Annotated in this window: 25 protein-coding genes; 3 read left to right on the top strand and 22 right to left on the bottom strand. The window is 73.1% G+C overall.

Annotated elements, in window-relative coordinates; genetic code table 11:
- Window positions 1-14: 14 nt before the first annotated feature.
- Complete coding sequence (locus B9S64_RS20225; protein WP_103492097.1) at window positions 15-1289, top strand: class I SAM-dependent methyltransferase; 1275 nt, start codon at window positions 15-17, stop codon at window positions 1287-1289.
- A gap of 107 nt (window positions 1290-1396) precedes the next feature.
- Here B9S64_RS20225 and B9S64_RS20220 read toward each other — a convergent pair whose 3' ends face one another.
- The 6 genes from B9S64_RS20220 to tsaB all read right to left on the bottom strand — a co-directional run bounded on the left by B9S64_RS20220 (window position 1397) and on the right by tsaB (window position 4836).
- Window positions 1397-1669 (bottom strand): DUF1876 domain-containing protein, encoded by a 273-nt coding sequence (locus B9S64_RS20220; RefSeq protein WP_103492098.1) that lies wholly within the window; start codon window positions 1667-1669, stop codon window positions 1397-1399.
- A 93-nt stretch (window positions 1670-1762) separates the two neighbouring features.
- On the bottom strand, window positions 1763-2227 hold the full coding sequence (locus B9S64_RS20215) for a VOC family protein (protein ID WP_103492099.1): 465 nt from the start codon (window positions 2225-2227) through the stop codon (window positions 1763-1765).
- Between the two features lie 101 nt (window positions 2228-2328).
- Window positions 2329-2598 (bottom strand): hypothetical protein, encoded by a 270-nt coding sequence (locus tag B9S64_RS20210; protein WP_103492100.1) that lies wholly within the window; start codon window positions 2596-2598, stop codon window positions 2329-2331.
- Window positions 2595-3695 carry a tRNA (adenosine(37)-N6)-threonylcarbamoyltransferase complex transferase subunit TsaD gene (gene tsaD / locus B9S64_RS20205; protein WP_103492101.1) on the bottom strand — a complete coding sequence of 367 codons (1101 nt, stop codon included), beginning with the start codon at window positions 3693-3695 and terminating at the stop codon, window positions 2595-2597. The genes B9S64_RS20210 and tsaD overlap by 4 nt, the downstream gene beginning before the upstream one ends.
- Window positions 3695-4186: a ribosomal protein S18-alanine N-acetyltransferase gene (gene rimI, locus B9S64_RS20200; RefSeq protein WP_103492102.1), complete on the bottom strand. Its 492-nt coding sequence runs from the start codon at window positions 4184-4186 to the stop codon at window positions 3695-3697. The genes tsaD and rimI overlap by 1 nt, the downstream gene beginning before the upstream one ends.
- Window positions 4183-4836: a tRNA (adenosine(37)-N6)-threonylcarbamoyltransferase complex dimerization subunit type 1 TsaB gene (tsaB, locus tag B9S64_RS20195; protein ID WP_258037914.1), complete on the bottom strand. Its 654-nt coding sequence runs from the start codon at window positions 4834-4836 to the stop codon at window positions 4183-4185. Before tsaB ends, rimI begins: the two co-directional genes overlap by 4 nt.
- Window positions 4837-5017: 181 nt before the next feature.
- Between tsaB and B9S64_RS20190 the strand changes: the two genes are divergently transcribed.
- Complete coding sequence (locus tag B9S64_RS20190; RefSeq protein ID WP_258037917.1) at window positions 5018-5560, top strand: hypothetical protein; 543 nt, start codon at window positions 5018-5020, stop codon at window positions 5558-5560.
- A gap of 31 nt (window positions 5561-5591) precedes the next feature.
- On the opposite strand, the gene B9S64_RS20185 is transcribed toward B9S64_RS20190, so the two are convergent.
- From B9S64_RS20185 to B9S64_RS20125, 13 genes are all read right to left on the bottom strand, one after another.
- Window positions 5592-5786, bottom strand: coding sequence for a hypothetical protein (locus B9S64_RS20185; RefSeq protein ID WP_103492104.1), 195 nt, complete (start codon window positions 5784-5786; stop codon window positions 5592-5594).
- A 144-nt stretch (window positions 5787-5930) separates the two neighbouring features.
- Entirely contained in the window at window positions 5931-7826 is a 1896-nt protein-coding gene (locus tag B9S64_RS20180; protein WP_103492105.1) for a PQQ-binding-like beta-propeller repeat protein, read from the bottom strand.
- Complete coding sequence (locus tag B9S64_RS20175; protein ID WP_146060132.1) at window positions 7736-8614, bottom strand: serine/threonine-protein kinase; 879 nt, start codon at window positions 8612-8614, stop codon at window positions 7736-7738. The genes B9S64_RS20180 and B9S64_RS20175 overlap by 91 nt, the downstream gene beginning before the upstream one ends.
- Before the next feature lie 5 nt (window positions 8615-8619).
- Window positions 8620-9651, bottom strand: a complete 1032-nt coding sequence (locus tag B9S64_RS34560) for a serine/threonine protein kinase (protein ID WP_181387631.1) — start codon at window positions 9649-9651, stop codon at window positions 8620-8622.
- 87 nt (window positions 9652-9738) lie between these two features.
- Window positions 9739-10266, bottom strand: a complete 528-nt coding sequence (tsaE, locus tag B9S64_RS20165) for a tRNA (adenosine(37)-N6)-threonylcarbamoyltransferase complex ATPase subunit type 1 TsaE (RefSeq protein ID WP_103488390.1) — start codon at window positions 10264-10266, stop codon at window positions 9739-9741.
- 18 nt (window positions 10267-10284) lie between these two features.
- The gene (locus B9S64_RS20160; RefSeq protein ID WP_109492077.1) at window positions 10285-11520 is read right to left on the bottom strand and encodes an alpha/beta fold hydrolase; all 1236 of its coding nucleotides are present in this window, start codon (window positions 11518-11520) and stop codon (window positions 10285-10287) included.
- 45 nt (window positions 11521-11565) lie between these two features.
- Window positions 11566-12720 (bottom strand): alanine racemase, encoded by a 1155-nt coding sequence (gene alr / locus B9S64_RS20155; RefSeq protein ID WP_030628784.1) that lies wholly within the window; start codon window positions 12718-12720, stop codon window positions 11566-11568.
- A gap of 106 nt (window positions 12721-12826) precedes the next feature.
- Window positions 12827-13213 carry a DUF488 domain-containing protein gene (locus B9S64_RS20150; protein ID WP_030628782.1) on the bottom strand — a complete coding sequence of 129 codons (387 nt, stop codon included), beginning with the start codon at window positions 13211-13213 and terminating at the stop codon, window positions 12827-12829.
- Between the two features lie 54 nt (window positions 13214-13267).
- Window positions 13268-14713, bottom strand: coding sequence for a bifunctional ADP-dependent NAD(P)H-hydrate dehydratase/NAD(P)H-hydrate epimerase (locus B9S64_RS20145; protein ID WP_028439224.1), 1446 nt, complete (start codon window positions 14711-14713; stop codon window positions 13268-13270).
- 4 nt (window positions 14714-14717) lie between these two features.
- Window positions 14718-15086, bottom strand: coding sequence for a holo-ACP synthase (locus B9S64_RS20140; RefSeq protein ID WP_028439225.1), 369 nt, complete (start codon window positions 15084-15086; stop codon window positions 14718-14720).
- A gap of 20 nt (window positions 15087-15106) precedes the next feature.
- On the bottom strand, window positions 15107-16954 hold the full coding sequence (gene glmS, locus B9S64_RS20135) for a glutamine--fructose-6-phosphate transaminase (isomerizing) (protein ID WP_103492579.1): 1848 nt from the start codon (window positions 16952-16954) through the stop codon (window positions 15107-15109).
- A gap of 109 nt (window positions 16955-17063) precedes the next feature.
- On the bottom strand, window positions 17064-18128 hold the full coding sequence (locus B9S64_RS20130) for a hypothetical protein (protein ID WP_258037968.1): 1065 nt from the start codon (window positions 18126-18128) through the stop codon (window positions 17064-17066).
- Between the two features lie 55 nt (window positions 18129-18183).
- The gene (locus B9S64_RS20125; protein ID WP_103492578.1) at window positions 18184-18732 is read right to left on the bottom strand and encodes a helix-turn-helix domain-containing protein; all 549 of its coding nucleotides are present in this window, start codon (window positions 18730-18732) and stop codon (window positions 18184-18186) included.
- A gap of 118 nt (window positions 18733-18850) precedes the next feature.
- Between B9S64_RS20125 and B9S64_RS20120 the strand changes: the two genes are divergently transcribed.
- Complete coding sequence (locus B9S64_RS20120) at window positions 18851-19801, top strand: S9 family peptidase (RefSeq protein WP_103492577.1); 951 nt, start codon at window positions 18851-18853, stop codon at window positions 19799-19801.
- Between the two features lie 321 nt (window positions 19802-20122).
- Here the strand turns inward: B9S64_RS20120 and B9S64_RS20115 are convergent, their stop codons facing one another.
- From B9S64_RS20115 to B9S64_RS20105, 3 genes are all read right to left on the bottom strand, one after another.
- A complete protein-coding gene (locus tag B9S64_RS20115; RefSeq protein WP_103492576.1) occupies window positions 20123-20908 on the bottom strand; it encodes a hypothetical protein in 786 nt (261 codons plus the stop codon).
- A gap of 561 nt (window positions 20909-21469) precedes the next feature.
- Window positions 21470-21814 carry a hypothetical protein gene (locus tag B9S64_RS20110; protein ID WP_103492575.1) on the bottom strand — a complete coding sequence of 115 codons (345 nt, stop codon included), beginning with the start codon at window positions 21812-21814 and terminating at the stop codon, window positions 21470-21472.
- 343 nt (window positions 21815-22157) lie between these two features.
- Complete coding sequence (locus tag B9S64_RS20105; protein WP_146060149.1) at window positions 22158-22418, bottom strand: hypothetical protein; 261 nt, start codon at window positions 22416-22418, stop codon at window positions 22158-22160.
- Window positions 22419-22755: the final 337 nt, after the last annotated feature.

The following is a 22755-nucleotide window of genomic DNA, read 5'->3' as shown; positions in this document are numbered from 1 at the left end:
CTCACAATGGACCGGTGAACGCCCTTCCCCCGCCCGACAACACCCGTCCGCCGACGGAGACCGGTGCCGACGGCCATCCGTCCGCGGAGACCGGTCCGGCCGGCCCGCTCGCCGTCTTCGCCGCCCTGCGCACCCCCCGAGGCACGGCGCTCCTGGACGAACTGCGCGACCACGACCCCGCCCGCGAGCTGGCCACCGCGACCCGGCTGCGCCGCGACCACCCCGCCTCGCTGGTGTCGGCGGCGCTCGGCCAGGCCCGGCTGCGGCAGCGCGCGGTGGCGAAGTTCGGGGCGGAGGACGCGTACCGGATGTTCTTCACCCCCGACGGGGTCGAACAGGCCACCCGCACCTCGGTCGCCGCCCACCGCGCCGAGCGGTTCGCCCGGCTCGGTGACGTACGGAGCGTGGCCGACCTGTGCTGCGGGATCGGCGGCGACGCCATCGCGCTGGCCCGCCGGGGCATCTCGGTGCTGGCCGTGGACCGCGACCCGCTCACCGCGCTCGTCGCCCGCGCCAACGCGGAGGCGCTCGGCCTCCAGGACCGGATCGAGGTGCGGTGCGCGGACGTCACGGAGATCGACACCTCCGCCTACGACGCGGTGTTCGTCGACCCGGCCCGGCGCGGCGGACGCGGACGGATCTTCGACCCGGAGGCGTACTCACCGCCGCTGTCCTGGGCGACCGAGGCCGCGCTGAGGGCCCCGCGCGCCGCGCTGAAGATCGCCCCGGGCATCCCGCACGAGGCGATCGGTCCGCACGCCGAGGCCGAGTGGATCTCGGACGGCGGCGACGTGAAGGAGGCCGTGCTCTGGTTCGGCCGGGGCACCGAGCCGGGCACCTTCCGCGCCACCCTGCTGCCCTCCGGCGCGGCCCTCACCGCCACCGCCCCGCTGCCCGCCCCGCCCGTGGGGCCGGTCGGCCGGTACCTCTACGAACCGGACGGCGCCGTCATCCGGGCGCACCTGGTCGCCGCCGTCGTGGCCCGGTGCGGGGGCAGACTGATCGACGAGACGATCGCGTACGTCACGAGCGACGAGCCGCACCCCTCGCCGTACGCGACCGGGTACGAGATCACCGACCAGCTGCCCTTCCACATGAAGCGGCTGAAGGCCCTGCTCAGGGAGCGGCGGATCGGTGTACTGACCGTCAAGAAGCGCGGCTCCGCGGTCGAACCGGAGGAGCTGCGGCGGAAGATGAAGCTCCAGGGGCCCCACTCGGCCACCGTGTTCCTGACCCGGGTGGCCGGGGCACCCACCATGCTGATCGGCCGACCCTTGAAGCGGCGCTGACGGCCTGGGGGCGCGCGTCGGCGGGAGACGCGCGCCCCCAAACACGCTGACCGCCCGGCCGGAGCCGGGCGGTCAGGTCAGGTCAGGTCAGGTCAGGTCAGGTCAGGTCAGGCCAGCGGATAGGACGCCCTGCCGGACGCCTCGTCGATCTCGTCGTGCGCCTTGGTGAGCAGCTTCATCGCCATCTCGTTGAGCGCTCGGGCACCGGCGATCTCCTCGCCCACCCTCGGCTGTTCGGCGTCGGTGGGGTGGCGGCTGGCGTATCCGTGGGCCCGCACCTCCGTCCCGTCCGCCAGCCGCACCAGGGCGGCCGCGCGGGTCCGGTGGGTGTCCTCCTCGAATTCCAGCTCGATGTGCCATCCGACCGTGGTCTCCATCATGACGGTCACCTCCTGGGAGTCCTGTCTCCAGGGTGCGCCCGTCGGCCGGAGGCCGCACCCGCCACCGGTCCGGAGGCCGCGCGAGCCGCCGGTTCAGGCGTTGCGCAGGGTCTCGACGTCCAGCTTGCGCATCGTGAGCATGGCCCGCATGACCCGCTCCGCCCTGGCCTTGTCCGGGCCGCCCAGCAACTCGGGCAGCACCCTGGGGACGATCTGCCAGGAGAAGCCGTACCGGTCCTTCAGCCAGCCGCAGTCGCTCTCCGTGCCGCCTTCGGTGAGGGCGCTCCAGAGCCGGTCCACCTCCTCCTGCGAGGCGCAGTCGACGGAGAGCGAGACGGCCTCGGAGAAGGTGAACGCGGGGCCGCCGTTGAGAGCCATGTACTCCTGGCCGGCGAGCCGGAAGTCCACGGTGAGCACGGCGCCGGTCTCACCGGGGGCGGCCTCGCCGTTGTAGGTGACGTCCAGGACCGCGGAGTCGCCGCCGAACACCGAGACGTAGAACTCGGCGGCCTCCCGCGCCTGGCCGTCGAACCACAGACAGGGCCTGATCTTCTGCATGGTCGTGCTCCCTCGCGTGGTGCGGTGCGTCATGGACGCTGTGCAAGGTAGACCGTCCCGGGGCCCGGAACTCGTCGGAACACGCCCTCCGCCCGCCCCGCTCAGCCGTCCGCGGGCCCCAGCGACTCGAAGCGCCAGCGGTGCACCGCCCGGGTCACCAGACCGGCGTCCGGCTCGGGCAGCTCCGGCAGCCCGGCGTCGTACTCCGCGTCCCACCAGGTGAGGACGAGCACCCGGTCCTGCGGGGCGCGCAGCAGCTCGCTGCGCAGCGGCGGCCGGGCCAGCTCCGCCGTACGGGCCCGCGCCCACTCCAGCAGCTCCGGCCCGCGGCCCTCGGCGGCACGGGCCTCCCACATCAGGGCGACGGTCATGAGTAGAGGTTCTCCTTGCTGACCTCGTGCACATGATCGTGGTCATGGCTGTGCGCGCCCGGGACGTGGGTCTCGGTCACCGGCAGCGAGGAGTCCGCCGAGAGGTCCAGGTCGGAGGCCGGGCGGTTGCGGGCCACCATCTCGGCGCCCAGTGCGGCGACCATCGCGCCGTTGTCCGTGCACAGGCCCGGACGGGGCACCCGCAGCCGGATCCCGGCGCGCTCGCACCGGTCCTCTGCCAGGGCGCGCAGCCGCGAGTTGGCGGCGACACCGCCGCCGATCATCAGGTGGTCGACGCCCTCGTCCTTGCAGGCCCGCACGGCCTTGCGGGTGAGCACGTCCACCACGGCCTCCTGGAAGGACGCCGCCACGTCCCGTACCGGCACCTCCTCGCCGGCCGCCCGCCTGGCCTCGATCCAGCGGGCCACCGACGTCTTGAGGCCCGAGAAGGAGAAGTCGTACGGGGCGTCGCGGGGTCCGGTCAGGCCGCGCGGGAAGGCGATCGCCGCCGGGTCGCCCTCCTTCGCCAGCCGGTCGATGACCGGGCCGCCGGGGAAGCCGAGGTCCAGCACCCGGGCGATCTTGTCGAACGCCTCGCCCGCCGCGTCGTCGATGGTCGCGCCCAGCGGCCGTACGTCGGCGGTGATGTCCGGGGCCAGCAGCAGCGAGGAGTGCCCGCCGCTGACCAGCAGGGCCATGGTGGGCTCGGGCAGCGGGCCGTGCTCCAGCTGGTCCACGCAGATGTGCGAGGCGAGGTGGTTGACCCCGTACAGCGGCTTGTTCAGGGCGTACGCGTACGCCTTGGCCGCCGAGACGCCCACGAGCAGCGCCCCGGCGAGTCCGGGACCGGCCGTGACCGCGATGCCGTCGAGGTCGCGGGCGCTGATCCCGGCCTCCTTCAGCGCGCGCTCGATGGTGGGGACCATCGCCTCCAGATGGGCGCGGGAGGCGATCTCCGGGACGACGCCCCCGAAGCGGGCGTGGGTGTCCACGCTGGACGCGACGGCGTCGGCGAGCAGGGTCGTACCGCGCACGATGCCGACGCCGGTCTCGTCGCAGGAGGTCTCGATACCGAGTACGAGCGGTTCGTCAGCCATCAGTCTGTCTCTGTTCCTTGTACGGTCAGGCGCATGACGAGTGCGTCGATGTTGCCCGGCTGGTAGTAGCCCCGGCGGAAGCCGATGGGCTCGAAGCCGAAGCGTTCGTAGAGCTTCTGCGCGCGGGTGTTGTCCACCCGGACCTCCAGGAGCACCGCGGCGCACTCGAAGGCGGTGGCGTGCCGGAGCAGGTCGGTCAGGAGTTCGGAGCCGAGGCCGCCGCCCCAGTGGGTCCGGCTGACGGCGATCGTCTGCACGTCGGCGAGGTCACCGGCCGAGGCGAGCCCGGCGTAGCCGACGATCCGGCCGTCCACGGCATCCTGGGCGACGACGTAACGGTGGGTGGCCCGGGGCCCGCGGGCGCGGGCCAGCTCGGACCAGAACATGCCGGCCGACCAGGCGTCGTCGGGGAACAGCTCGTGTTCGAGCTCCAGCACCGGATCGATGTCCCACCAGCGCATCTCGCGGAGCACAGCAGTCGCGGTGGTCACTGGGGGGTGACCACCTTGTAGTTCTTCGGGACCTGGGCGTCGGGCCTGCGCAGGTAGAGGGGCTGGGGCGGCAGCAGTTCCTCACCGGCCGCGAGCCGCTCGGCCGCGAGGGAGGCGAGCGCCCCGGCCCGCACGTGCTCCGGGCCCCGGGCGTCCGGGAAGGCCTCGGGGTAGAGGAGGGCGCCGGCGCCCACGACGGGCAGTCCCGCGAGCTCTCCGGCGATGTCCGCGGGCCGGTCGACACAGGGCCCGCCGGTCCGGGTCCGGGTGTCCTCGTAGCGCGCCCAGTAGACCTCCTTGCGGCGGGCGTCCGTGGCGACCGCGAAGGGGCCCTCGACGCCGGCCGCGTAGGCGAGGCCGTCGAGCGTGCAGACCCCGTGCACGGGTACGGAGAGGGCGGAGCCGAAGGTCGCCGCGGTGACCAGTCCGACGCGGAGTCCGGTGTACGGGCCGGGACCGACCCCGACGGCCACGTCCGTGACGGCGTCGAGTCTCAGCCCCGCCTCGGCGAGGACCCGGTCGACGGCGGGCAGCAGCAGTTCCCCGTGCCGTCGGGCGTCGATCCGGCCGGTTTCGGCGACGACGCGGTCCCCGTCGTGCAGGGCGACGGTGACGGCGGGGGTGGCGGTATCCAAGGCGAGCAGCAGCACACGAACAGCCTACGGCTCCGCCGACCGGCCCACGGCAGCCTGTACGGCGTCCCGGCACCCGCCTCCGCTGCTGGTACCGTCGCCCGGGTACAGCGGGATGTACGACGTAAATGCTTGTACGACATGCGACGGACGGCATGCGGAAGGGGAGCTCACGGTGGCAAGGGGCAGCTCGGGAATCGTGGCCGGGCTCACTGCCGCGGCGGTGGCCGCGGTGTGTTTCCTCGCCTACCAGGCATCGGCGAACGCGCCCGACTCGGTCGCCGCCACCCCCGCGGCCCGGCCCTCCGGCCAGGGCGGCCCGCCCGCGGCCTCACCGAAGCCCACGCCGACCAAGGACCCGCTGGCCGTGCCGGACGACTCCGACGCCGGAACCCGCGTGGTGTACGCGCTGGCGGACCGCCGGGTGTGGATCGTGGACGACCAGGAGAAGGCCCTGCGGACCTTCCCCGTCATGCCGAGCGCCGTCAGCCCGGAGCCGGGCGTGTACCAGGTGACCTCCCGCACCGGTGCCATCAAGGGCTCCGACGGGGTCCCGATCGAACACGTGGTGCTGTTCGAGAACATCGACGGCGTGGCCGTGGGCTTCAGCGCGGCACAGGACGGCTCGATGGAGGCCCCCGACCCCACGCTGAAAACCGGCGGGGTGCGGATGAAGCGCCCCGACGGCAACGCGCTGTGGACGTTCGCGACGCTCGGCGTCAAGGTCGTCGTCGTCGCCTGACGCCCGTCACGGCTTCCCGGGCAGGGCGGGACTACGCCGCGTCGCGGCGAGCGGCCGGCTGCTCCGGCTCCTCCTCCGCGCCGGGCCGTTCGCCGCGCCGGGGCGGCGTGGAGACCGCCGACGCGGCGGCACAGGAAGCCAGCAGGTCCTTCATCGACACCGCGGAGGCCGACGGCTGCTCCACCGGCGGCGACTGCGGCTCCACTTCACGCTCGGGTGTGGGCATACACGCCTCCTCGGGCTGCGGTGAACGACGTGGTGAGATCTCTAATTAGGTAGACCTAACCAAGTCTCCTCCCATGGGACCACGTCCGCGCCCCCGCACGCAACACTTACCGACGAGCTGTCGGCAAAAGCGCCCGGGGCCGCCTCAGAACACCGGCAGCGCGGTCAGCGCGTCACCGTCCAGGACGAAGACGCGGTTGCCGTCGGCCGTCAGCCAGTAGCGATCGGTGTTCTCGATGACGGGGAACACCCACGGGCTGCGGTCCTCGGCCAGATCGATCACATTGACCCCTCCCCCGGTGTCGTTCACCGCGACCGACCAGAACCCGTCCCCCTGGACGACGAGCGGGCTCGGCGCGTCGCACTGGATCAGACCCTCATGGGCCCAGTCGGTCGGCTTTCCGTCCTTGGTGCCCAGGCGCAGGGGGTACCCCAGGAACGCCGCGTACAGATGGCTGCCATGCACCGTGGGAGGGCCCCAGTACGGTGTGGCCCCCGGCACCTTCGGGTTCTCGGCGGCCCAGCGCCTTCGGCCGTCACCGGCGTCCACGGCCAGCAGGCGCTCGCCGGCCACGAAGACGGTGCCCGCGGCGGCCGTGATCGCGGGCCGCCCCTCGCCCCGTTCGCGCAGCTCCCACGCCTTGCCGCCGTCATCGGTCCGGACGGCGACGACGGTACCGGCGGCCGCGGCGACGACCAGCCGCCCGCCCGCCGTGAGCCCGCGCGGTCCGGGCTTCCCGCCGAGCCCGCTCCCGGCGTCCACGGTCCAGCGCACCTTTCCGTCCGCCCGGCCGATGCTCCGCAGACGGCCGTCGCCCACGACCACGTAGACCGCGTCGTCGTCCGCCGCCAGGACCCAGGAGACGTCGGCGTCCGCGGTCCACTTCGGCTCGCCCGTCGAGGCCACGAAGGTGCGCAGCACGCCGTCGCGGTCCGCCGCCGCCACCAGTCGGCCGGAGAGCGAGACGTAGCGGCGGGCGGACGCCGTGCCGGGTGCCGTCCAGCGGACCTCGCCGTCCACGACCGAGTGCGCCGCGATGCCTCCGCCGGGAGCGCCGACCACGATCACGTCGCGCACCGGCAGCGGTGCGGGGGTGTCGTCGCCGAACACCGAGGAACGTCTCCACAGGGGTTCGGGCGTCTCGCCGTAGACGTAGTCGCCCTTCTCGGCGGACAGGGCCGGGGCCTTCGGTGTCTTCACGGCCGGCGGCACGGAGAAGGGGTCCCGCCGGTCGCGTCCGTGCAGCCACAAGGCGGTTCCACCGCCCCCGGCGACGGCCACCCCGCCGACGGCGAGCGCGGTCAGCAGGCGGCGGCGCGACAGGGGGCGGCCCGTGTCCACGGCCACCGCCGTGGTGAGTGCGTGGAGGCTGCGCCGACGCGCCGAGACGTCCTGGGCGAGGGGGCCGTGGCGCCAGACGCGGTCGGCGCCGCGCGGCGGGTCGAAGGCCGCGGCGATCGCCTCTGTGGAGGGGCGCTGTACGGGGTCCTTGGCGAAGCAGGGGACGATCGGGGGCCGCAGGGCGTCCGGCACCCCGTCCAGGCGCGGCTCGCCGTGGACGACCTCGTACTGCACGGCCGCGATGTGCCCGCCTTCGTACGCCCGCCGTCCGCTCGCCGCGTACACCAGCACGGCCCCCAGGGAGAAGACGTCGGCCGCCGGTCCCGCCCGGTGGCCGAGCACCTGCTCGGGGGCACCGTAGCCCGGTGTCACCGGTACCTGGCCGGTGAGGGTGAGCGTCAGGCCGTGCTCGGGGCGCGCGATGCCGAAGTCGATGATCCGGGGGCCGTCGTCGGTGAGCACGATGTTGCCGGGCTTCACATCGCGGTGCACGAGGCCGGCGGCGTGGATGTCCCGCAGTCCGCGTGCCACCGCCGCGGCGAGGGCGCGTACGGCCGGTTCGTCCAGCGGGCCGTGGGTGGCGACCGCCTCGTCGAGCGTGGGGCCGATCAGGAACTCGGTCGCGATCCAGGGCCGTCCGCCCTCGGTGCTGCTGCCGATGACCTTGGCGACGCCGCCGCTGACGACCGCCCGCGCCATGTCGGCCTCGCGGACGAAGCGCCGGACCGTCCGGCCGGGACCTTGCCGAGGGCCTGGCCGAGCACGGGTGCCAGGGCCGGGGGGAGCCCGGTGAGGTCGGGCTCGGCGTAGCGGACCCGGTAGAGGAGGTCCGCGGGCTGCCCCGTCCCGAAGGGGCCGTGGCCGGTGGCCGCGTAGGTGAGGACCCCGGCGAGCGCGAAGACGTCACCGGCCGCGGTGTGCTCCTGGCCGATCGCCTGCTCCGGTGACATGAAGGCGGGGGTGCCCGCGGCCGTTCCGGTACGGGTGAGGTGGTCGTCCCCGTCGGCGCGGGCGATGCCGAAGTCGATGAGCTTGGGCCCGTCGACGGTGAGCATGATGTTGGACGGCTTGAGGTCGCGGTGGACGACGTCCGAGCGGTGGAGCTGGGTCAGTGCCGCGCACAGCAGGGCGCCGAGGGCCCGTACGGCGGGCTCGGGGAGCGGCCCCCTGGAGGAGACCGCCTCGTCGAGGCCCGGACCCAGCACGTACTCGGTCGCCAGCCACGGGATGTCGGCGGAGGGATCCGCGTCGAGGACCCGGGCGCCGTGCACCGGGCCGATGATCCGGGCCGCGTCGGTCTCCAGGCGGAAGCGGCCACGGGAGACGGGGTCCGTGGCCAGGCGGGCGTGCATGGTCTTCAGGGCCGCGGTGCGGCCGTCCGCCGACCGGGCCAGATAGACCGTGCCCATGCCTCCGCCACCGAGGCGGGCCACCGGGCGGTATCCGCCGATCCGGACGGGGTCGTCATGGGTGAGGGGGGAGAACATGGCCGTCAGTCCAGTGCGTCGGGTGCGAGCGGCGGGCGGTCGTACGGGGCCGGCGCGGGCCCGGCGGGCCCGGCCGCGAGCACGGCGGCCGCGACCCGGGCGAGGGCCACGGCGACCGGGGCGGGGAGGGCGGCGGCGAAGGGGGCGTCGATCACCGTGGCCGGCCGCCCGCCCGGCACGTGCGAGACCCCCGGCGCGGCGTGGACGGCCGGGCCGCTCCAGGGGCCGTCGGCGGTGGCGGACGCGGGGGCGGGCACGGAGACGGGCACCGGCGCGGGGGCGGGCACCGCCGCGAGAAGCGCCTCCAGGCGCGCCGCGTCCGGCCGTTGGGCCGGGTCACGGGCCAGGCACGCGCTGATCACGGCCCGCAGTCCGTCGGGGATCTCCTCCCGCTGGGGAACGGTGTGACCGGTGCTCGCGTACGAGAGCACCGCTCCGATTCCGTAGACGTCTCCGAGCGGACGCGGCCGGCCGCCCGTCATCTGCTCGGGAGGCAGGGCGCTGTGGTCGAGACCCGGCACGTCCCCCCGGTGCCGTCCGTCCTCCCCGGCACCGCGCACCGCCCCGAAACCGGCGAGCCGGACCCCTCCCGGGGTGATCAGGACGGCGGCCGGGGACAGCCCCGCGTGGACCACGCCCCGGGCGTGCGCCGCCCGCAGCGACGCGGCCAGCCCCCGGCCCATGACCCGTACGAACGGCTCCGGGAGGGGCCCCCGGCAGGCCGCGAGTGCGTCGGGGAGCGGGAGGGCCGGGACGTAGGGCACCGCGTACCAGGGGGCGGCCGCCGTACCGCCCACCTCGTCCACCGGGAGGAAGCCGGGGACGGACAGGTCCCGGGCATGACGTGCCTCGACCGCCCAGCGCGCGGGGTCCGCTCCGGTGCGCGGGAGGCAGAGGAGCACCGTGCGGTCGCCGTCCGCGCTCCGCGCGACGTACCTCGGCTCCCGGGGCGGGCCGGGGGCGTGCCCGGTGCCGAACCGGCCCAGGACCGTGTAAGGACCGATCCGGGCAGGATCGTCCCCCCGCAGGTGCTCCATGCGTCTGTCCCCCGTGTCGGCGCCGGACCCGGGCCAACCCTACTCAGGGGCCGCCGCACGGGCCACGGCCCCTCCGCGGAGCGGTGCTCAGCCCTCCGGCAGGTCCGTCCGCAGCCCCGCCCAGCGGGCCCCGATCCCCACCAGCCGCACCGTGCGCCGCTCGTCGTCGGTGTCGCCGACCGCGCGGTCGATGACCACGTGCAGCCGGTCCTCCGCCAGCTCCTCCACCTTGCCGTCGCCCCACTCCACGACGACGACCGACTCCGGGAGCGACACGTCGAGGTCCAGGTCCTCCATCTCGTCGAGCCCGCCGCCCAGCCGGTACGCGTCCACGTGGACCAGGGCCGGGCCGGTGCCCAGCGGCGGATGGACGCGGGCGATCACGAAGGTGGGCGAGGTCACCGCGCCGCGTACGCCCAGGCCCTCACCGAGTCCGCGGGTCAGGGTGGTCTTGCCCGCGCCCAGCTCGCCGGTGAGCATCACCAGGTCCCCGGGGGCCAGCACCGCCGCGATACGGCGGCCCAGGTCCCGCATCTGGTCGGGCGACCCGACGGAGAGCTCCAGGATGACGGGGCCGGGGGCCGCGGCGGCCGGGCCGTTGTGCGCTGCTTCCATGCGGGCAACGGTAGAGGATCAGGGCCCTTCGGCCGGAACCGCTCCGATCCGTACCAGCAGGTCCGCGAGCCGGTCCGTGACGGTCTGGGGGTGCTCCAGCATGACCAGGTGGCCGGCGTCCGGCACGATGACCAGTTCCGCGTCCGGCAGCAGGTCCGCGATGGCCTCGCTGTGCGAACTCGGGGTCACCAGGTCCTTGTCACCGGCCAGGATGAGCACCGGGACGTCCCGGAAGGCGGGCAGCGCGCCGCTCTTGTCGTGCTCGGTGAAGGCCGGGTAGAACTCGGCGACCACGTCGATCGGGGTGGACTCGATGAGCCGCTCCGCGAACCGCGAGACCGCCGGGTCCACGTCCCTGGAACCGAACGAGTACCGCTTGACCAGCCCCGCGAACAGGTCCGCGGTCGCCCTGCGCCCCCGCTCCACCAGTTCCGTCTGCGAGCCGAGCGCCCGGAGTACCCCGGGCAGCACCCGGCGCACCGCGTTCACACCCGCCACCGGCAGCCCGAAGTTGACCTCGCCGAGCTTCCCGCCGGAGGTCCCGACGAAGGCGACCGCGGCGACCCGGTCGCGGATCAGCTCCGGGTGGCGGTCGGCGAGCGCCATCATCGTCATCCCGCCCATCGAGTGCCCCACGAGCACCAGCGGGCCCTCGGGCGCCGCCGCGTCGATGACCGCCTTCAGGTCCCGCCCCAGCTGATCGATGCCGAGCGGGACGCCGTCGGCCTGCGCCCGGCCCCGCTCGGACCGCCCGTGGCTGCGCTGGTCCCAGTGCACCGTGCGCACCAGACCGCGCAGCGCGGCCCGCTGGAAGTGCCAGGAGTCCTGGTTGAGGCAGTAGCCGTGGCTGAAGACGACGGTGACGGGCCCGGGGGCCTTGCCGCCGAAGAGCCTGCGCCGACGCGGGCCGGTGCCCCCGCCGCCGCCCGCCCCGTCACCCTCCGCGCCGACAGGGCCCGGGGCGGCGTCCGGTCCGGCCTCGTCCACCTCGTAGTACAGCTCGGTGCCGTCGTCCGCGACGGCCCGGCCGGGCCGTCCCCGCAGGGAGCCGTACGGGCCGGAGGCGTCCAGGGCCAGGCGGGCCTTCTTGCGCATCCCCCGGCCCACCGTGAGCCGTTCGACGGCGACCCCGGCCGCCGCGCCCGCCGCGAGGACCCCTATCGCCGCCCCGGCGAACCCCGCCCGGCGCCAGCCGGCCGCCGCGACGGCCGCCGTCGCCGCCACGTCCCCCGCGCCCGCGCCGGTCTCGCTCACCTGCCGTACTCCTCAGCCGTCGTCGCCGGGCGTGCCCGGCCGGTGTCAGCCCCGCTCGGGGGCGGCGTTCAGATGGATCCGGGGCACGCGGCCGCCGATCCGGGTGACGATCTCGTACACGATGGTGTCCGCCGCTGCCGCCCAGTCCTCGGCACCGGGTTCACCCTGGTCGCCCGGCCCGAACAGCACCGCCCGCGCGCCGGGTTCCGGGGTGTCGCCCCCGAGGTCCACGACGAACTGGTCCATCGCGACGCGCCCGGCGATCGTACGGACCGTGCCGTCGATCAGCACCGGCCCACGGCCCGAGGCGTGCCGGGGGACGCCGTCCGCGTAGCCGACCGGCACCAGGGCGAGCGTCGTCTCGGCGGAGGTCGTGTAGTGGTGGCCGTAACTGATGCCGTGGCCCGGCGGTACCTCCTTGACCAGCGCCACCGAGGCGGACAGCGTCATCACGGGGCGCAGCCCGAGGTCCGCCGGGGTGCCCAGCTCGGGGCTGGGCGAGAGGCCGTACACGGCGATCCCGGTGCGGACGAGGTCGAAGTGGGACTCGGGGACCGTGAGGGTCGCCGGGGAGTTGGCGATGTGCCGCACCTCGGGCCGCACGCCCTCCTTCTCGGCGTACGCCACCATGTCCCGGAACACCGTCAGCTGGGCCTCGATGGACGGGTGGCCCGGCTCGTCGGCACACGCGAAGTGGGACCAGAGGCCGACGATCCGCAGGGCGCCCGCCTCCTCGGCGGCACGGGCGGCCGAGACGAGTTCCGGCCAGTCGGCGGGCTGGCAGCCGTTCCGGCCGAGGCCGGTGTCGGCCTTGAGGTGGACCCGGGCCGTCCGGCCCGCCGCGGTGGCCGCGGCGACGACCTCACGCAGGGCCCACATGGCGCTCACCGAGACGTCGATGTCCGCCTCGACCGCCTCGCGCCACGGCCCGCCCGGTGTCCACAGCCAGCACATGAGCCGGCCGCCGATCCCGGCCTCCCGCAGCGCGAACGCCTCCTGCGGGGTGGCCGTGCCCAGCCAGGCCGCGCCGGCCTCCTGGGCGGCCCGCGCGCAGGGCACCGCCCCGTGCCCGTACCCGTCGGACTTCACCACCGCCATGAGCTGCGCCCCGGACGCCCGCTCCCGCAGGACGCGTACGTTGGCGCGCAGGGCGGCGAGGTCGATCTCGGCACGTGCTCTCAAGGACGCTGTCTCATTCATAACGGGCCCAGTCTCTCACCGGCCCGGCCCGGCGTCCTCGACATCGCGGGCCCGGCGTCCTCGGCACCCCGGCCCGGCGTCCTCGGCATCGCGGGCCCGTGACGCGTCAGCGTCGGCCGGTGACGTGTTCCAGGTGCTCCACGAGCACCGGCACCTGGCTGGTTCCGACCTCCTTCACGGCGGTGACGAAGGTGACCGGGCCGTCCCCGCGCAGCAGGGCGGCCAGTTCCTCGACGGCGTCCCGGTGCGCGGAGTCGTCGAGCTCGGTGCGGTAGCGGTCCACGAAGTCGTCGAAGCGGCCGTCGGGGTCCTGGTGGTACCAGGAGCGCAGCTCCTTCGAGGGGGCCGCCTCCTTGGCCCACACGTCGACGGCGGCGTGCTCCTTGGAGACCCCGCGCGGCCACAGCCGGTCGACGAGCACCCGGGTGCCGTCGTCCTTCTCCGGCGGGTCGTACACCCTGCGTACGCGTACGGCGTCGTCCACGGCTCTCATCCTCCCGGTGCGTGTGTCCCGTCCGGTGCGTGTCCCGCCCCCTTCCAGGGTGGGTCAGGCGTAGACGTCCCGCCAGGCCGCGGGGATCGCCTCGGCCACGTCACGGGCCGCCACCGGCGCCCCGTCCGAGCTCCGGCGCGCCGCCAGGCCGTGCAGATAGGCGCCCACCGACGCCGCGTCCCGGGGGTCCAGACCCGCCGCCAGCAGCGAACCGGTCAGCCCGGACAGGACGTCGCCGCTGCCGGCCGTGGCGAGCCAGGACGTGCCGGTCGGGTTGACCCGCACCGGCGCGTCCCCGTCCTGGGCGACCAGGGTGGTGGAGCCCTTGAGCAGCACGGTGGCCCGGTAGCGCGCGGCCAGTTCCCGTACGGCGCCGAGCCGCCCGGCCTCGACCTCCTCACGGGCCGCGCCGAGCAGGGCCGCGGCCTCACCGGCGTGCGGGGTGAGCACGGTCGGGGCGGTACGGGCGCGCACGGCGTCGGCGTCCATCAGCCGCAGCCCGTCCGCGTCCACCAGCACCGGGACGTCGGAGGCGAGCACGTCGGCCACCGCCGTGGCCGACGCCGAGGAGTCGCCGAGGCCCGGCCCGACCACCCACGCCTGCACCCGTCCGGCCTCCGAGGGCCGCCCGGGGTGCACCAGGGTCTCCGGGAAGCGGGCGATGACCGCGTCCGCGCCGGGACCGGCGTACCGGACCGCGCCCGCGCCGCCGTGCAGCGCGCCCGCGACGGCCAGGACGGCCGCGCCCGGGTACCGCTCGGAGCCCGCGGCCACCCCGACCACTCCGCGCCGGTACTTGTCGCTCTCGCCGGACGGCACGGGCAGCAGCGCGGCGACGTCCGCGTACTGGAGGGCCTCCAGGTCGGGCCGCTCCGGCAGTTCGGGCCCCAGGCCGATGTCCACGAGGTGCAGGGCGCCCGCGTGTTCGGCCGCCGGGTCGATGAGCAGGCCCGGCTTGTACGTACCGAAGGTCACCGTGGCGTCCGCCCGGACGGCGGGGCCGAGCACCTGCCCGGTGTCCGCCTCGACGCCGCTCGGCAGGTCCACGGCGAGCACCGGGGCCCGCCCGGCCGTGGCCTCGCGCACCAGCCGCTCGGCGTCCGGGCGCAAGCCGCCCCGCCCGCCGATCCCGGTGATGCCGTCCACGACCAGGTCCACGGTCCCGAGGTCGCCCAGGGCGCCGGTCACCCGCCCGCCCGCCGCGAGCAGCGCGGCGCGCCCGCCCGGGTGCGCCTTGTCCGGCGCGGTCAGCACCGCCCGGACGCCCGCCCCGCGCCGGGCGAGCGCGGCTCCGGCGTACAGGGTGTCGCCGCCGTTGTCACCGCTGCCGACGAGGAGCAGCACCCGGGACCCGTAGACCCGGCCGTTGCGCCGGAGCAGGTCGCCGCAGACCACCGCGAGGCCCGCGGCGGCGCGCCGCATCAGCGCGCCCTCCGGAACCCGTGCCATCAGGGCCCGCTCGGCGGCCCGTACCCTGTCCACGCTGTACGCATGTCGCATACGCTCAACCCTCCGCGATCACGACGGCCGACGCCACCCCCGCGTCGTGGCTCAGCGAGACGTGCCAGCCGCGCACCCCCAGCTCCGCCGCCCGTGCGGCGACCGTGCCACGCACCTCCAGCCGGGGCCTGCCGCTGTCCTCGACGCACACCTCGGCGTCCGTCCAGAGCAGTCCGGCCGGGGCGCCGAGCGCCTTGGCCAGGGCCTCCTTCGCGGCGAACCGGGCCGCCAGCGAGGCGGTCCCCCGCCGTTCCCCACCCGGCAGCAGCAGCTCCGCCGGCCGGAAGAGCCGCCCGGCGAGCTGGGGCGTACGCTCCAGCGCCGCGCCGAAGCGCTCGACCTCCGCCACATCGATCCCGACCCCAATGATCACGCGCCCACTCACTCATTCGCTCACTCGACCGTCACGGACTTCGCCAGGTTGCGCGGCTGGTCCACCTCGTTGCCCCGGGTGGTCGCCAGTTCGCACGCGAAGACCTGCAACGGCACGGTGGCGACCAGCGGCTGGAGCAGCGTAGGCACAGCCGGGATCCGGACGAGGTGGTCGGCGTACGGCACGACCGCCTCGTCGCCGTCCTCGGCGATGACGACGGTACGCGCCCCACGGGCCCTGATCTCCTGGATGTTCGACACGATCTTGTCGTGCAGGACCGAACGGCCGCGCGGGGACGGCACGATGACCACGACCGGCAGCCCCTCGTCGACGAGGGCGATCGGCCCGTGCTTCAGCTCCCCGGCGGCGAACCCCTCGGCGTGCATGTACGCGAGTTCCTTGAGCTTCAACGCGCCCTCCAGGGCCACCGGGTAGCCGACGTGCCGTCCCACGAAGAGCACGGTGTCCCGGTCGGCGAGCGTCCGGGCCAGCTCCCGTACGGGCTCCATCGTGCCCAGGACCGCCTCGACCTGACGGGGGATGTCCGAGAGCTGGCGGACCACGGTGCGGATCTCGTCGCCCCATTTGGTGCCGCGCACCTGGCCGAGGTAGAGCGCGACCAGGTAGCAGGCGACGAGCTGGGTCAGGAACGCCTTGGTGGAGGCGACGGCGACCTCGGGGCCGGCGTGCGTGTAGAGGACGGCGTCGGACTCCCTGGGGATGGTCGAGCCGTTGGTGTTGCAGATGGCCAGCACCCTGGCCCCCTGCTCACGGGCGTGGCGCAGGGCCATCAGGGTGTCCATGGTCTCGCCGGACTGGGAGATGGCGACGACCAGGGTCCGTCCGTCCAGAATCGGGTCGCGGTAGCGGAACTCGCTGGCCAGCTCGGTCTCGCAGGGCAGCCGGGTGATGTGCTCGATGGCGTACTTGGCGATCATCCCGGCGTGGAACGCGGTCCCGCAGGCGACGACGACGACCTTGTCGACCTCTCTGAGTTCGTGCGGCGGGATGCGCACCTCGTCGAGGTGGAGCGCGCCCGAGGCGCCGATGCGGCCGAGGAGGGTGTCGGCGACGGCCTTCGGCTGGTCGGCGATCTCCTTGAGCATGAAGGAGGCGTACCCGCCCTTCTCGGCGGCGGACGCGTCCCAGTCCACGTGGTAGGCGCGCGTCCCGGCGGGGCGGCCGTCGAAGCCGGTGACGGTGGCCCCGTCCCGGCGCAGCTCCACCACCTGGTCCTGGCCGAGTTCGATCGCGGAGCGGGTGTGGGCGATGAACGCGGCGACGTCCGAGGCGAGGAACATCTCGCCGTCCCCGACGCCCACCACCAGGGGCGAGTTTCGCCGGGCCCCGACGACCGTGCCGGGCTCGTCGGCGTGCACCGCGACCAGGGTGAACGCGCCTTCCAGCCGTCGGCACACCTGCCGCATGGCCTCGGCCAGCTCCCCGGCCGAGGAGTACGCCTCCGCCAGGAGGTGGGCCACCACCTCGGTGTCGGTCTCGGAGGCGAGGTGATGACCGCGGCCGGTCAGTTCCTCGCGCAGGACGGCGAAGTTCTCGATGATCCCGTTGTGCACGACGGCGACCCGGCCCGCGTTGTCCAGGTGCGGGTGCGCGTTGGCGTCGGTCGGCCCGCCGTGCGTGGCCCAACGGGTGTGCCCGAGACCGGTGTTCCCGGCGGGCAGCGGCCGGTCCTTGAGTTCCTTCTCCAGATTGACGAGCTTCCCGGCCTTCTTGGCCGCGGCCAGGCCGCCGTCCGCCGGAACGGCGACACCGGCCGAGTCGTAGCCCCGGTATTCGAGGCGCTTCAGTCCCGCGACGACGACGTCCTGCGCCGACTGTCCACCGACATAACCCACGATTCCGCACATATCAGCACCATACGGCTCATGTCACGCCCTGCCCGGCGTCCGACATGTCCGCGAGGTGGCGGGCCATGCGCGGGCCTACGCCGTCCGGTACACGGGGCGGCCGCCTCCTTCAGGCGAGCCGGGCGCGCAGGCAGGCGAGCACCACGCCCACCGGCGCCAGCACCACGGGCAGGAGCACGAGTGCCACCGCGACCGGGGTGATGATGACGAGGACACCGGTGACCCACACGTTGTCGTCGGTGGTGGCGAGCATGAGCAGTCCGGCCCCGTGCGCCACGTACGTACCGAGCCACTTCAGCACCACGACGGCCACGGCGATCACGGCCGCGGCCAGTAGGCAGACCCCGGCGGTGCGCAGCCGTGCGGTACGGGTCAGCGTCCAGGAACGGCGCATCGCGGCCGTCGCCGAGCAGCGGTCCGCCACCCGTACGGCGGTGGCCGGCGCGAAGCGGGCGAGGAGGACCAGCCCGAGCCCCCAGATCACCACCGGCAGGACCCGTCCCACCAGGATGAACGGCACGGTCGCCGGGTCGTGGTACGTGGGCCACACCACCCCCGGCACCCACTCCTCGGCGACTGCGGCCAGCACGAGCAGGCCCGCCGACGCCGGGACGAGGGCGCACACCAGGGTGAGCCACTGGACGCGGAAGGCTGCGCCCAGGTGCGGACGGGACCGTCGCCACAGGGCGCGGAGGGTGAGCGTCCCGGGACCGGCGCCCGGCGGCGCGCCCGCCGCGTCGCGCTCCCGCGCGTGGGCCACGGTCACCGCCTGGGCGGTGAACAGCCAGGCGACCAGGGCGGTCGCGAGGAGGAGCAGCAGGGGGTACACGCAGAACGCGACCTTGACGAGGCCGTCCCACTGGTCGATGTACGCGACGTAGGACTCCTCGTACGCGATGGACCTCTCGGCGGTTCGTCCGGCCTCCAGGAAGAGGCCCCACGACACCGCGAACCCGGCGGCCACGATCCCGCCGCCGACGACGGACGCCGCCGCGACCGCGAGGGCGGCCGAGGCGAACACGGGGCGCCGGTCGCGGCCGGTGATCCTCAGACCCTCGGCCACGACGGATCTGCCGGCCCGGCCGCCCTCCGAGTCGATCATCAGGACGGCACCGTTCGGATGATCTTCCATGGTCACTGCGACGCCCGCGTCCGTGCGCGCGGTTCCAGCCATGGCCGGAAACGGCGCGTTACCGGGTGCCGTGGCCGGCCTTCACGCGCAGGTGGGCTCAGGAGACCGGGTCCTCCCCCGCCGCCTTGTCGGGCACCAGGGCGAGGCTGATGATGTGCCGGACGCGGCCGTCGCCGGGGGCGCGTCCCGTACGGCGGGCGACCAGCGCCTCCAGCTCCTCCACCAGCGCGGAGAACTCCTCGGGGGTCGCCCACACCGCCCCCTGCCGGTAGAGGACGCCCTCCTGCGCGGGGTCGGCGTCCTCGCGGGAGAGGTAGCGGTCGAGGTCGGTCATCATCGCCCCGGTGAAGACGGTGAAGGCCTGCCGGTGGTCGTCCTTGGTCATGCCGGCGCGGGCCTCCTCGTCGACGAGTGCCTCGTCCTGCCGGACCCGGTAACTGCGTTCCACCGTCCCGCGTACGGGTCTCTCGTGGACCACTTCCAGGATGCCTGCCTGGGTGAGCGTCGCGACGTGCCGGTACATGGTGGCCGGTGAGACGTCCGGCAGGCGTTCCCGGAGCTGGGCGGTGGTCAGCTCACCGGCGCCGACCAGAGTCTGGATGACGCGCATCCGGACCGGGTGGAGGAGGAGATTCACGGTTGCCATGAGGCCAATGATCTCATATCTGATAACGTTCTCGAGGTTGAGAACGGGCGGCGTTCGCAACGGCGCCCACGGTGGCGTGTGAAACGACAGTGCCGCGTGAGACGAAAGAGGCGGAGCTTTGCCGGACATCGACATGACGGTCACCGCGGACGACGGGACCCCGCTGGCCGGCAGCCTGACGCTGCCCACCGGCCCCGGCCCGCACCCGGCCGTCCTGCTGCTGCACGGCTCGGGCCCGCTGGACCGCGACGGCAACGCCCCGAAGCTTCCGGTGAACCTGGCCCGTCCGGTGGCCGAGGCGCTGGCGGCACGGGGGATCGCCACCCTGCGCTACGACCGACGAGGCACCGGTGCCACCCCCGGCGACTGGCGGACGGCCGGCTTCACCGACAACCGCCGGGACGCCGCGGCGGCCGTACGCGCCCTGGCGGACCGGGCCGGCATCCGCGCGGACGCGATCGGTGTGATCGGCCACAGCGAGGGCGCACTGCACGCCATGGCCCTGGGTTCCCGGACGGACGTACGGGCAGTGGTGCTGCTGGCCGGATTCGCCGGCGTGGGCGAGGACGCCTTCCGGTGGCAGGGCCGCTCGATCGTGTCGAGCATGCCCGCACCCGTCCGGCTGCTGCGCCGGCCGCTGGCGGGACTGGGCAGCCGGGTCCTCGCCCGGGTGAAGAGGACCCGGACGGACGTGGCGCGCGTGGCCGGGAACAAGGTCAACGCCCGCTGGCTGCGGGAGATGCTCGCCCACGACACCCGGGACGACCTGGCCGCCGTCGACGCCCCGGTCCTCGCCGTCACCGGCGACAAGGACCTCCAGGTCGATCCGGACGACCTGAAGGAGATCGCCCGGCTGGTTCCCGGCGGCGCGGAGACCCACCGCGTCGCCGATCTCACCCACGTCCTGCGACGCGACTCCGGGCACCCCGCCCTGACCTCCTACCGCCGCCTGCTGCGCGAGCCGGTCGATCCGGGCCTGCTCGACCTCGTCGCCGAGTGGCTCACCCGCCACCTGTCCATGACGACCACTCACGAGACGGCCACCGAGAGGCAGTCCGCCGCTTCCTGACCTCGCGTCCTCCGGCGTGCGGCACACCCCGGGTGCCTCACCAGCCGTACGAGCACCACGGCCGGCACCGACCAAGGCGCCGGCCGGCCGGAGAGCAGCGGACCGTTCAGGCATGACACGCGGCGACCCCGTCCACGCGCACGACGCCACGGCCGCCGCAACGAGGCCGAACACACGGCCGCCCGCCCCCAAAACGTCCAAGCCGTCACCACCCGCTACGGCAAGAGCGCCTACGTGGTCCACGCCACCGTCACGACCGCAGCGACCCGCATGGGGCTGCGCTCGTGATCCACTGGACTCCGTAGGCGCTCACCGCTCGGCTCAGCGCACGTCGACGAAGTCCGCCTTGGCGGTGGCGGTGCCCGTGGTGGACGACCCGCCGTAGCTCCAGCGCCAGTACCCGTCCACCGATGCCTTGACCGTGGTCTTCAGCGCGCCCGTGGAGCCCGTCTTCACCGTCTTGACGGTGGAGTAGGTGGAACTGCCCTTCTTGCGGAACTGCAGCTTGACCGACGCGCCGCCGACGCCGGTGTACGTGTGCTTCGCCCAGTCCGCCCGCTTGAGGCTGCCGGTCACGGTGATGGTCTTGCCCTTCTTCACCGGCTCTGGCGAGGCGTTGACGGTGACCTTCGCCCACCGCTTGAGCTGCGCGGTGCCGGAGGCGGTGACGATCTGCTCCGTCTTGAGCCCGCCACTCGGCTTCCAGAGCTGCGTCAGGGCGCCGATCTTCCAGGTGGTGGCGTCGTTGTTCGAGCGAAGGCCGTAACGCGGGTCGATGTACAGGCTGCCCTCGCAGTCCGCGATCCGGGGTGTCGTCGCGTCACAGGTGTAGATGATGGTGCGGATGCCTTTCTCCTCCCCCTTGGCCAGGGTGGTGCCGTGGTAGAGGAAGGGCCTCGCGGTCCACGGCCACATGTCGGCCGAGGTGTACCCGGAGGGAAGGGTGACCCGGAAGGTGATGGACGGCTCCTTCTCGTCCGTCGTACCCACGACGATCGGTTTGCCTCCGTTGACCACGACCCGGGACACCTTGATCCCGGTACTCGCGGCCTGCGCCGCCGGAGCCGTGAACGCCGAAAGAGCGAGCGCCCCCACGACCACACCCACGGCGCCGGTTCTACCACTTGTCTTCACGCGCACCTCATCGCTGCGAAAGGAGTAGGAATCCGCCGCCCCCGGAACGATCACCGGCCGACCGGCGGTGCGGCAGAGTACCAAGAAGCCCTGGTCACACCTTCGTTGGGCTTCCGGACCTCCCGGGACGACCACACATCGGCACCGGTCTCTCGTCAACACCCGCACCCACCCGGCTGAGGCGCGAGGGCGACCGGGTAGGGCCCGCCAGGCCAGCCAACAAAGCTCCATCACGCCAAGTTGGGCACCGAACGCCTCCGTCATACAGGGAGAAGGCCTGGACGCGTCCCGCCCCGCCGTCGCCCGCTGACGTTTACCGGCAATTACTGACGTCACCCCATACAGAATCCCCGCCTGGACTCACCTGGCGGGGATTCATATTTGCTAGCGCCTCTCAGCACAGCAGGCGTGAATTCAGGCGGCGAAACCGAGGACTGGAAGAAACACCAGCGGGGCCATAAATGCATCCGACGGTTTCACTGGGTGGCTGCGGGGGCTCCGCATATTGCATCCCCCCAGGCCCGCTCGCACAGATCAGCAGCAGTCGATCTCGATGCCGTTCCTGCGGGCGATCTCGCGGATTCCCGTCACGGCGCCCAGCAATGCCTGCTCAAGCGTCTCCAATTTCTGAACCCTCTGCTCCGGTTCATTGGCTACAGATTCCCATGCGAGGCGATATGAGTCCTCCAAATCGATAACCGCTTCGGCTATGTCGGCGCGCTGGTCAAAAGAGAGACCGACAGGCCCCTGCATCCCCATGCTCAACTGCGCCCGAGCCGAGATGAGATCGCCGACATGCCGAATATGAGCGACTCCGACTCTCTCGCTCAGCAGAATGTCGGCAAGCGTGGCATCGTGATGCCTGTCACGCCAATCCAACTCAATCTCCTATTTCAAAGTTCTCCGGAGTGCGATCATTCCACGCGCACCTTCCGGAATGTCCACACCACCAGCCCCGAGGATGGCAACACAATAGGTGACGCAACTATTGCGAATTCCATCACAACCGCCTAGTTCAGCCCCGACGGTTTCTTGCTGTGCTCTCACACCCTGAACGGCGCCCTCGGCGCCGTCAACGACAACCCCGACTACCCACCCGCCGCGGCAGGCGTCCGCTGACGTTGCCGTCAGCGTTGCCGTCCAACGCCCGAGAGGCCCCACCGAATACCCATTCGGTGGGGCCTCTCGAAATGTCCACAGCATGTTATGTACTGAGGCTGACTTACCGAGTCACCTGAAGGCGCTCCTCCAGTGTTTCCAGTGAAATCTCGCCTTGCACCCATGCCGTGACGTATTGCAGGTCATGAACCGAAAGACCGAAGGCCGATCGAAGCACTTGGGCCAGCCGGAACGGCGCCAGCCTCAAGTTCGGACGCTTGTCGATTAGGAGATCAGCGATCTCGGCGACACTGCACCCAATTCCGTGGTACTCGACGGCCAAGCGCGCCAATTGTTCAATTTCCTCGTCCACCAGTTCTCTCATCTTCGAAATGTGGCAAGAACTTGCTGGAAGTCCCCGTCGAGCCTCGGAACTGCTTCATCGATCCTCGCGCGAGTGAATCCATATCTGGCTGCCTGTCTTCCAGTCCAGGTTCCCTTGGCTGCCGACACAAGGCCCGCACCACCACGGACAGCTTCATTGAAACCTCCAAGGTTATCTCCGTAGACCCAGATCCCCTGGATGCCCTGAACTCGGTCCCCGAAGTGGCCCATAACTTCGCCGAACATTGTGTCACCGTTGCGATCAAACGGCACAGAAGCCCCACCGGAATCACTCTCGGTGGGGCTTCTGGAATATGCAGGGCCATGCCCGCCTTGCA

The sequence above is a fragment of the Streptomyces sp. SM18 genome (genome assembly GCF_002910775.2).
GTDB classification, from domain to species: domain Bacteria; phylum Actinomycetota; class Actinomycetes; order Streptomycetales; family Streptomycetaceae; genus Streptomyces; species Streptomyces halstedii.
Note: the sequence above shows the minus strand (reverse complement) of the source record. Positions and strands in the feature narration are given on the sequence as shown.

What these genes read in the sequence shown, in the direction of transcription:
- glmS (WP_103492579.1), bottom strand. Translation starts at nt 16,954, where the DNA reads ATGTGCGGAATCGTGGGTTATGTCGGTGGACAGTCGGCGCAGGACGTC.
- B9S64_RS20105 (WP_146060149.1), bottom strand. Translation starts at nt 22,418, where the DNA reads ATGAGAGAACTGGTGGACGAGGAAATTGAACAATTGGCGCGCTTGGCC.
- alr (WP_030628784.1), bottom strand. Translation starts at nt 12,720, where the DNA reads ATGAATGAGACAGCGTCCTTGAGAGCACGTGCCGAGATCGACCTCGCC.
- B9S64_RS20125 (WP_103492578.1), bottom strand. Translation starts at nt 18,732, where the DNA reads ATGGCAACCGTGAATCTCCTCCTCCACCCGGTCCGGATGCGCGTCATC.
- B9S64_RS20210 (WP_103492100.1), bottom strand. Translation starts at nt 2,598, where the DNA reads ATGACCGTCGCCCTGATGTGGGAGGCCCGTGCCGCCGAGGGCCGCGGG.
- B9S64_RS20185 (WP_103492104.1), bottom strand. Translation starts at nt 5,786, where the DNA reads ATGCCCACACCCGAGCGTGAAGTGGAGCCGCAGTCGCCGCCGGTGGAG.
- B9S64_RS20130 (WP_258037968.1), bottom strand. Translation starts at nt 18,128, where the DNA reads ATGGCTGGAACCGCGCGCACGGACGCGGGCGTCGCAGTGACCATGGAA.
- B9S64_RS20220 (WP_103492098.1), bottom strand. Translation starts at nt 1,669, where the DNA reads ATGATGGAGACCACGGTCGGATGGCACATCGAGCTGGAATTCGAGGAG.
- B9S64_RS20150 (WP_030628782.1), bottom strand. Translation starts at nt 13,213, where the DNA reads ATGAGAGCCGTGGACGACGCCGTACGCGTACGCAGGGTGTACGACCCG.
- B9S64_RS20175 (WP_146060132.1), bottom strand. Translation starts at nt 8,614, where the DNA reads ATGTTCTCCCCCCTCACCCATGACGACCCCGTCCGGATCGGCGGATAC.
- B9S64_RS20145 (WP_028439224.1), bottom strand. Translation starts at nt 14,713, where the DNA reads ATGCGACATGCGTACAGCGTGGACAGGGTACGGGCCGCCGAGCGGGCC.
- tsaE (WP_103488390.1), bottom strand. Translation starts at nt 10,266, where the DNA reads ATGGAAGCAGCGCACAACGGCCCGGCCGCCGCGGCCCCCGGCCCCGTC.
- B9S64_RS20180 (WP_103492105.1), bottom strand. Translation starts at nt 7,826, where the DNA reads ATGGCGCGGGCGGTCGTCAGCGGCGGCGTCGCCAAGGTCATCGGCAGC.
- B9S64_RS20215 (WP_103492099.1), bottom strand. Translation starts at nt 2,227, where the DNA reads ATGCAGAAGATCAGGCCCTGTCTGTGGTTCGACGGCCAGGCGCGGGAG.
- B9S64_RS34560 (WP_181387631.1), bottom strand. Translation starts at nt 9,651, where the DNA reads ATGGAGCACCTGCGGGGGGACGATCCTGCCCGGATCGGTCCTTACACG.
- tsaD (WP_103492101.1), bottom strand. Translation starts at nt 3,695, where the DNA reads ATGGCTGACGAACCGCTCGTACTCGGTATCGAGACCTCCTGCGACGAG.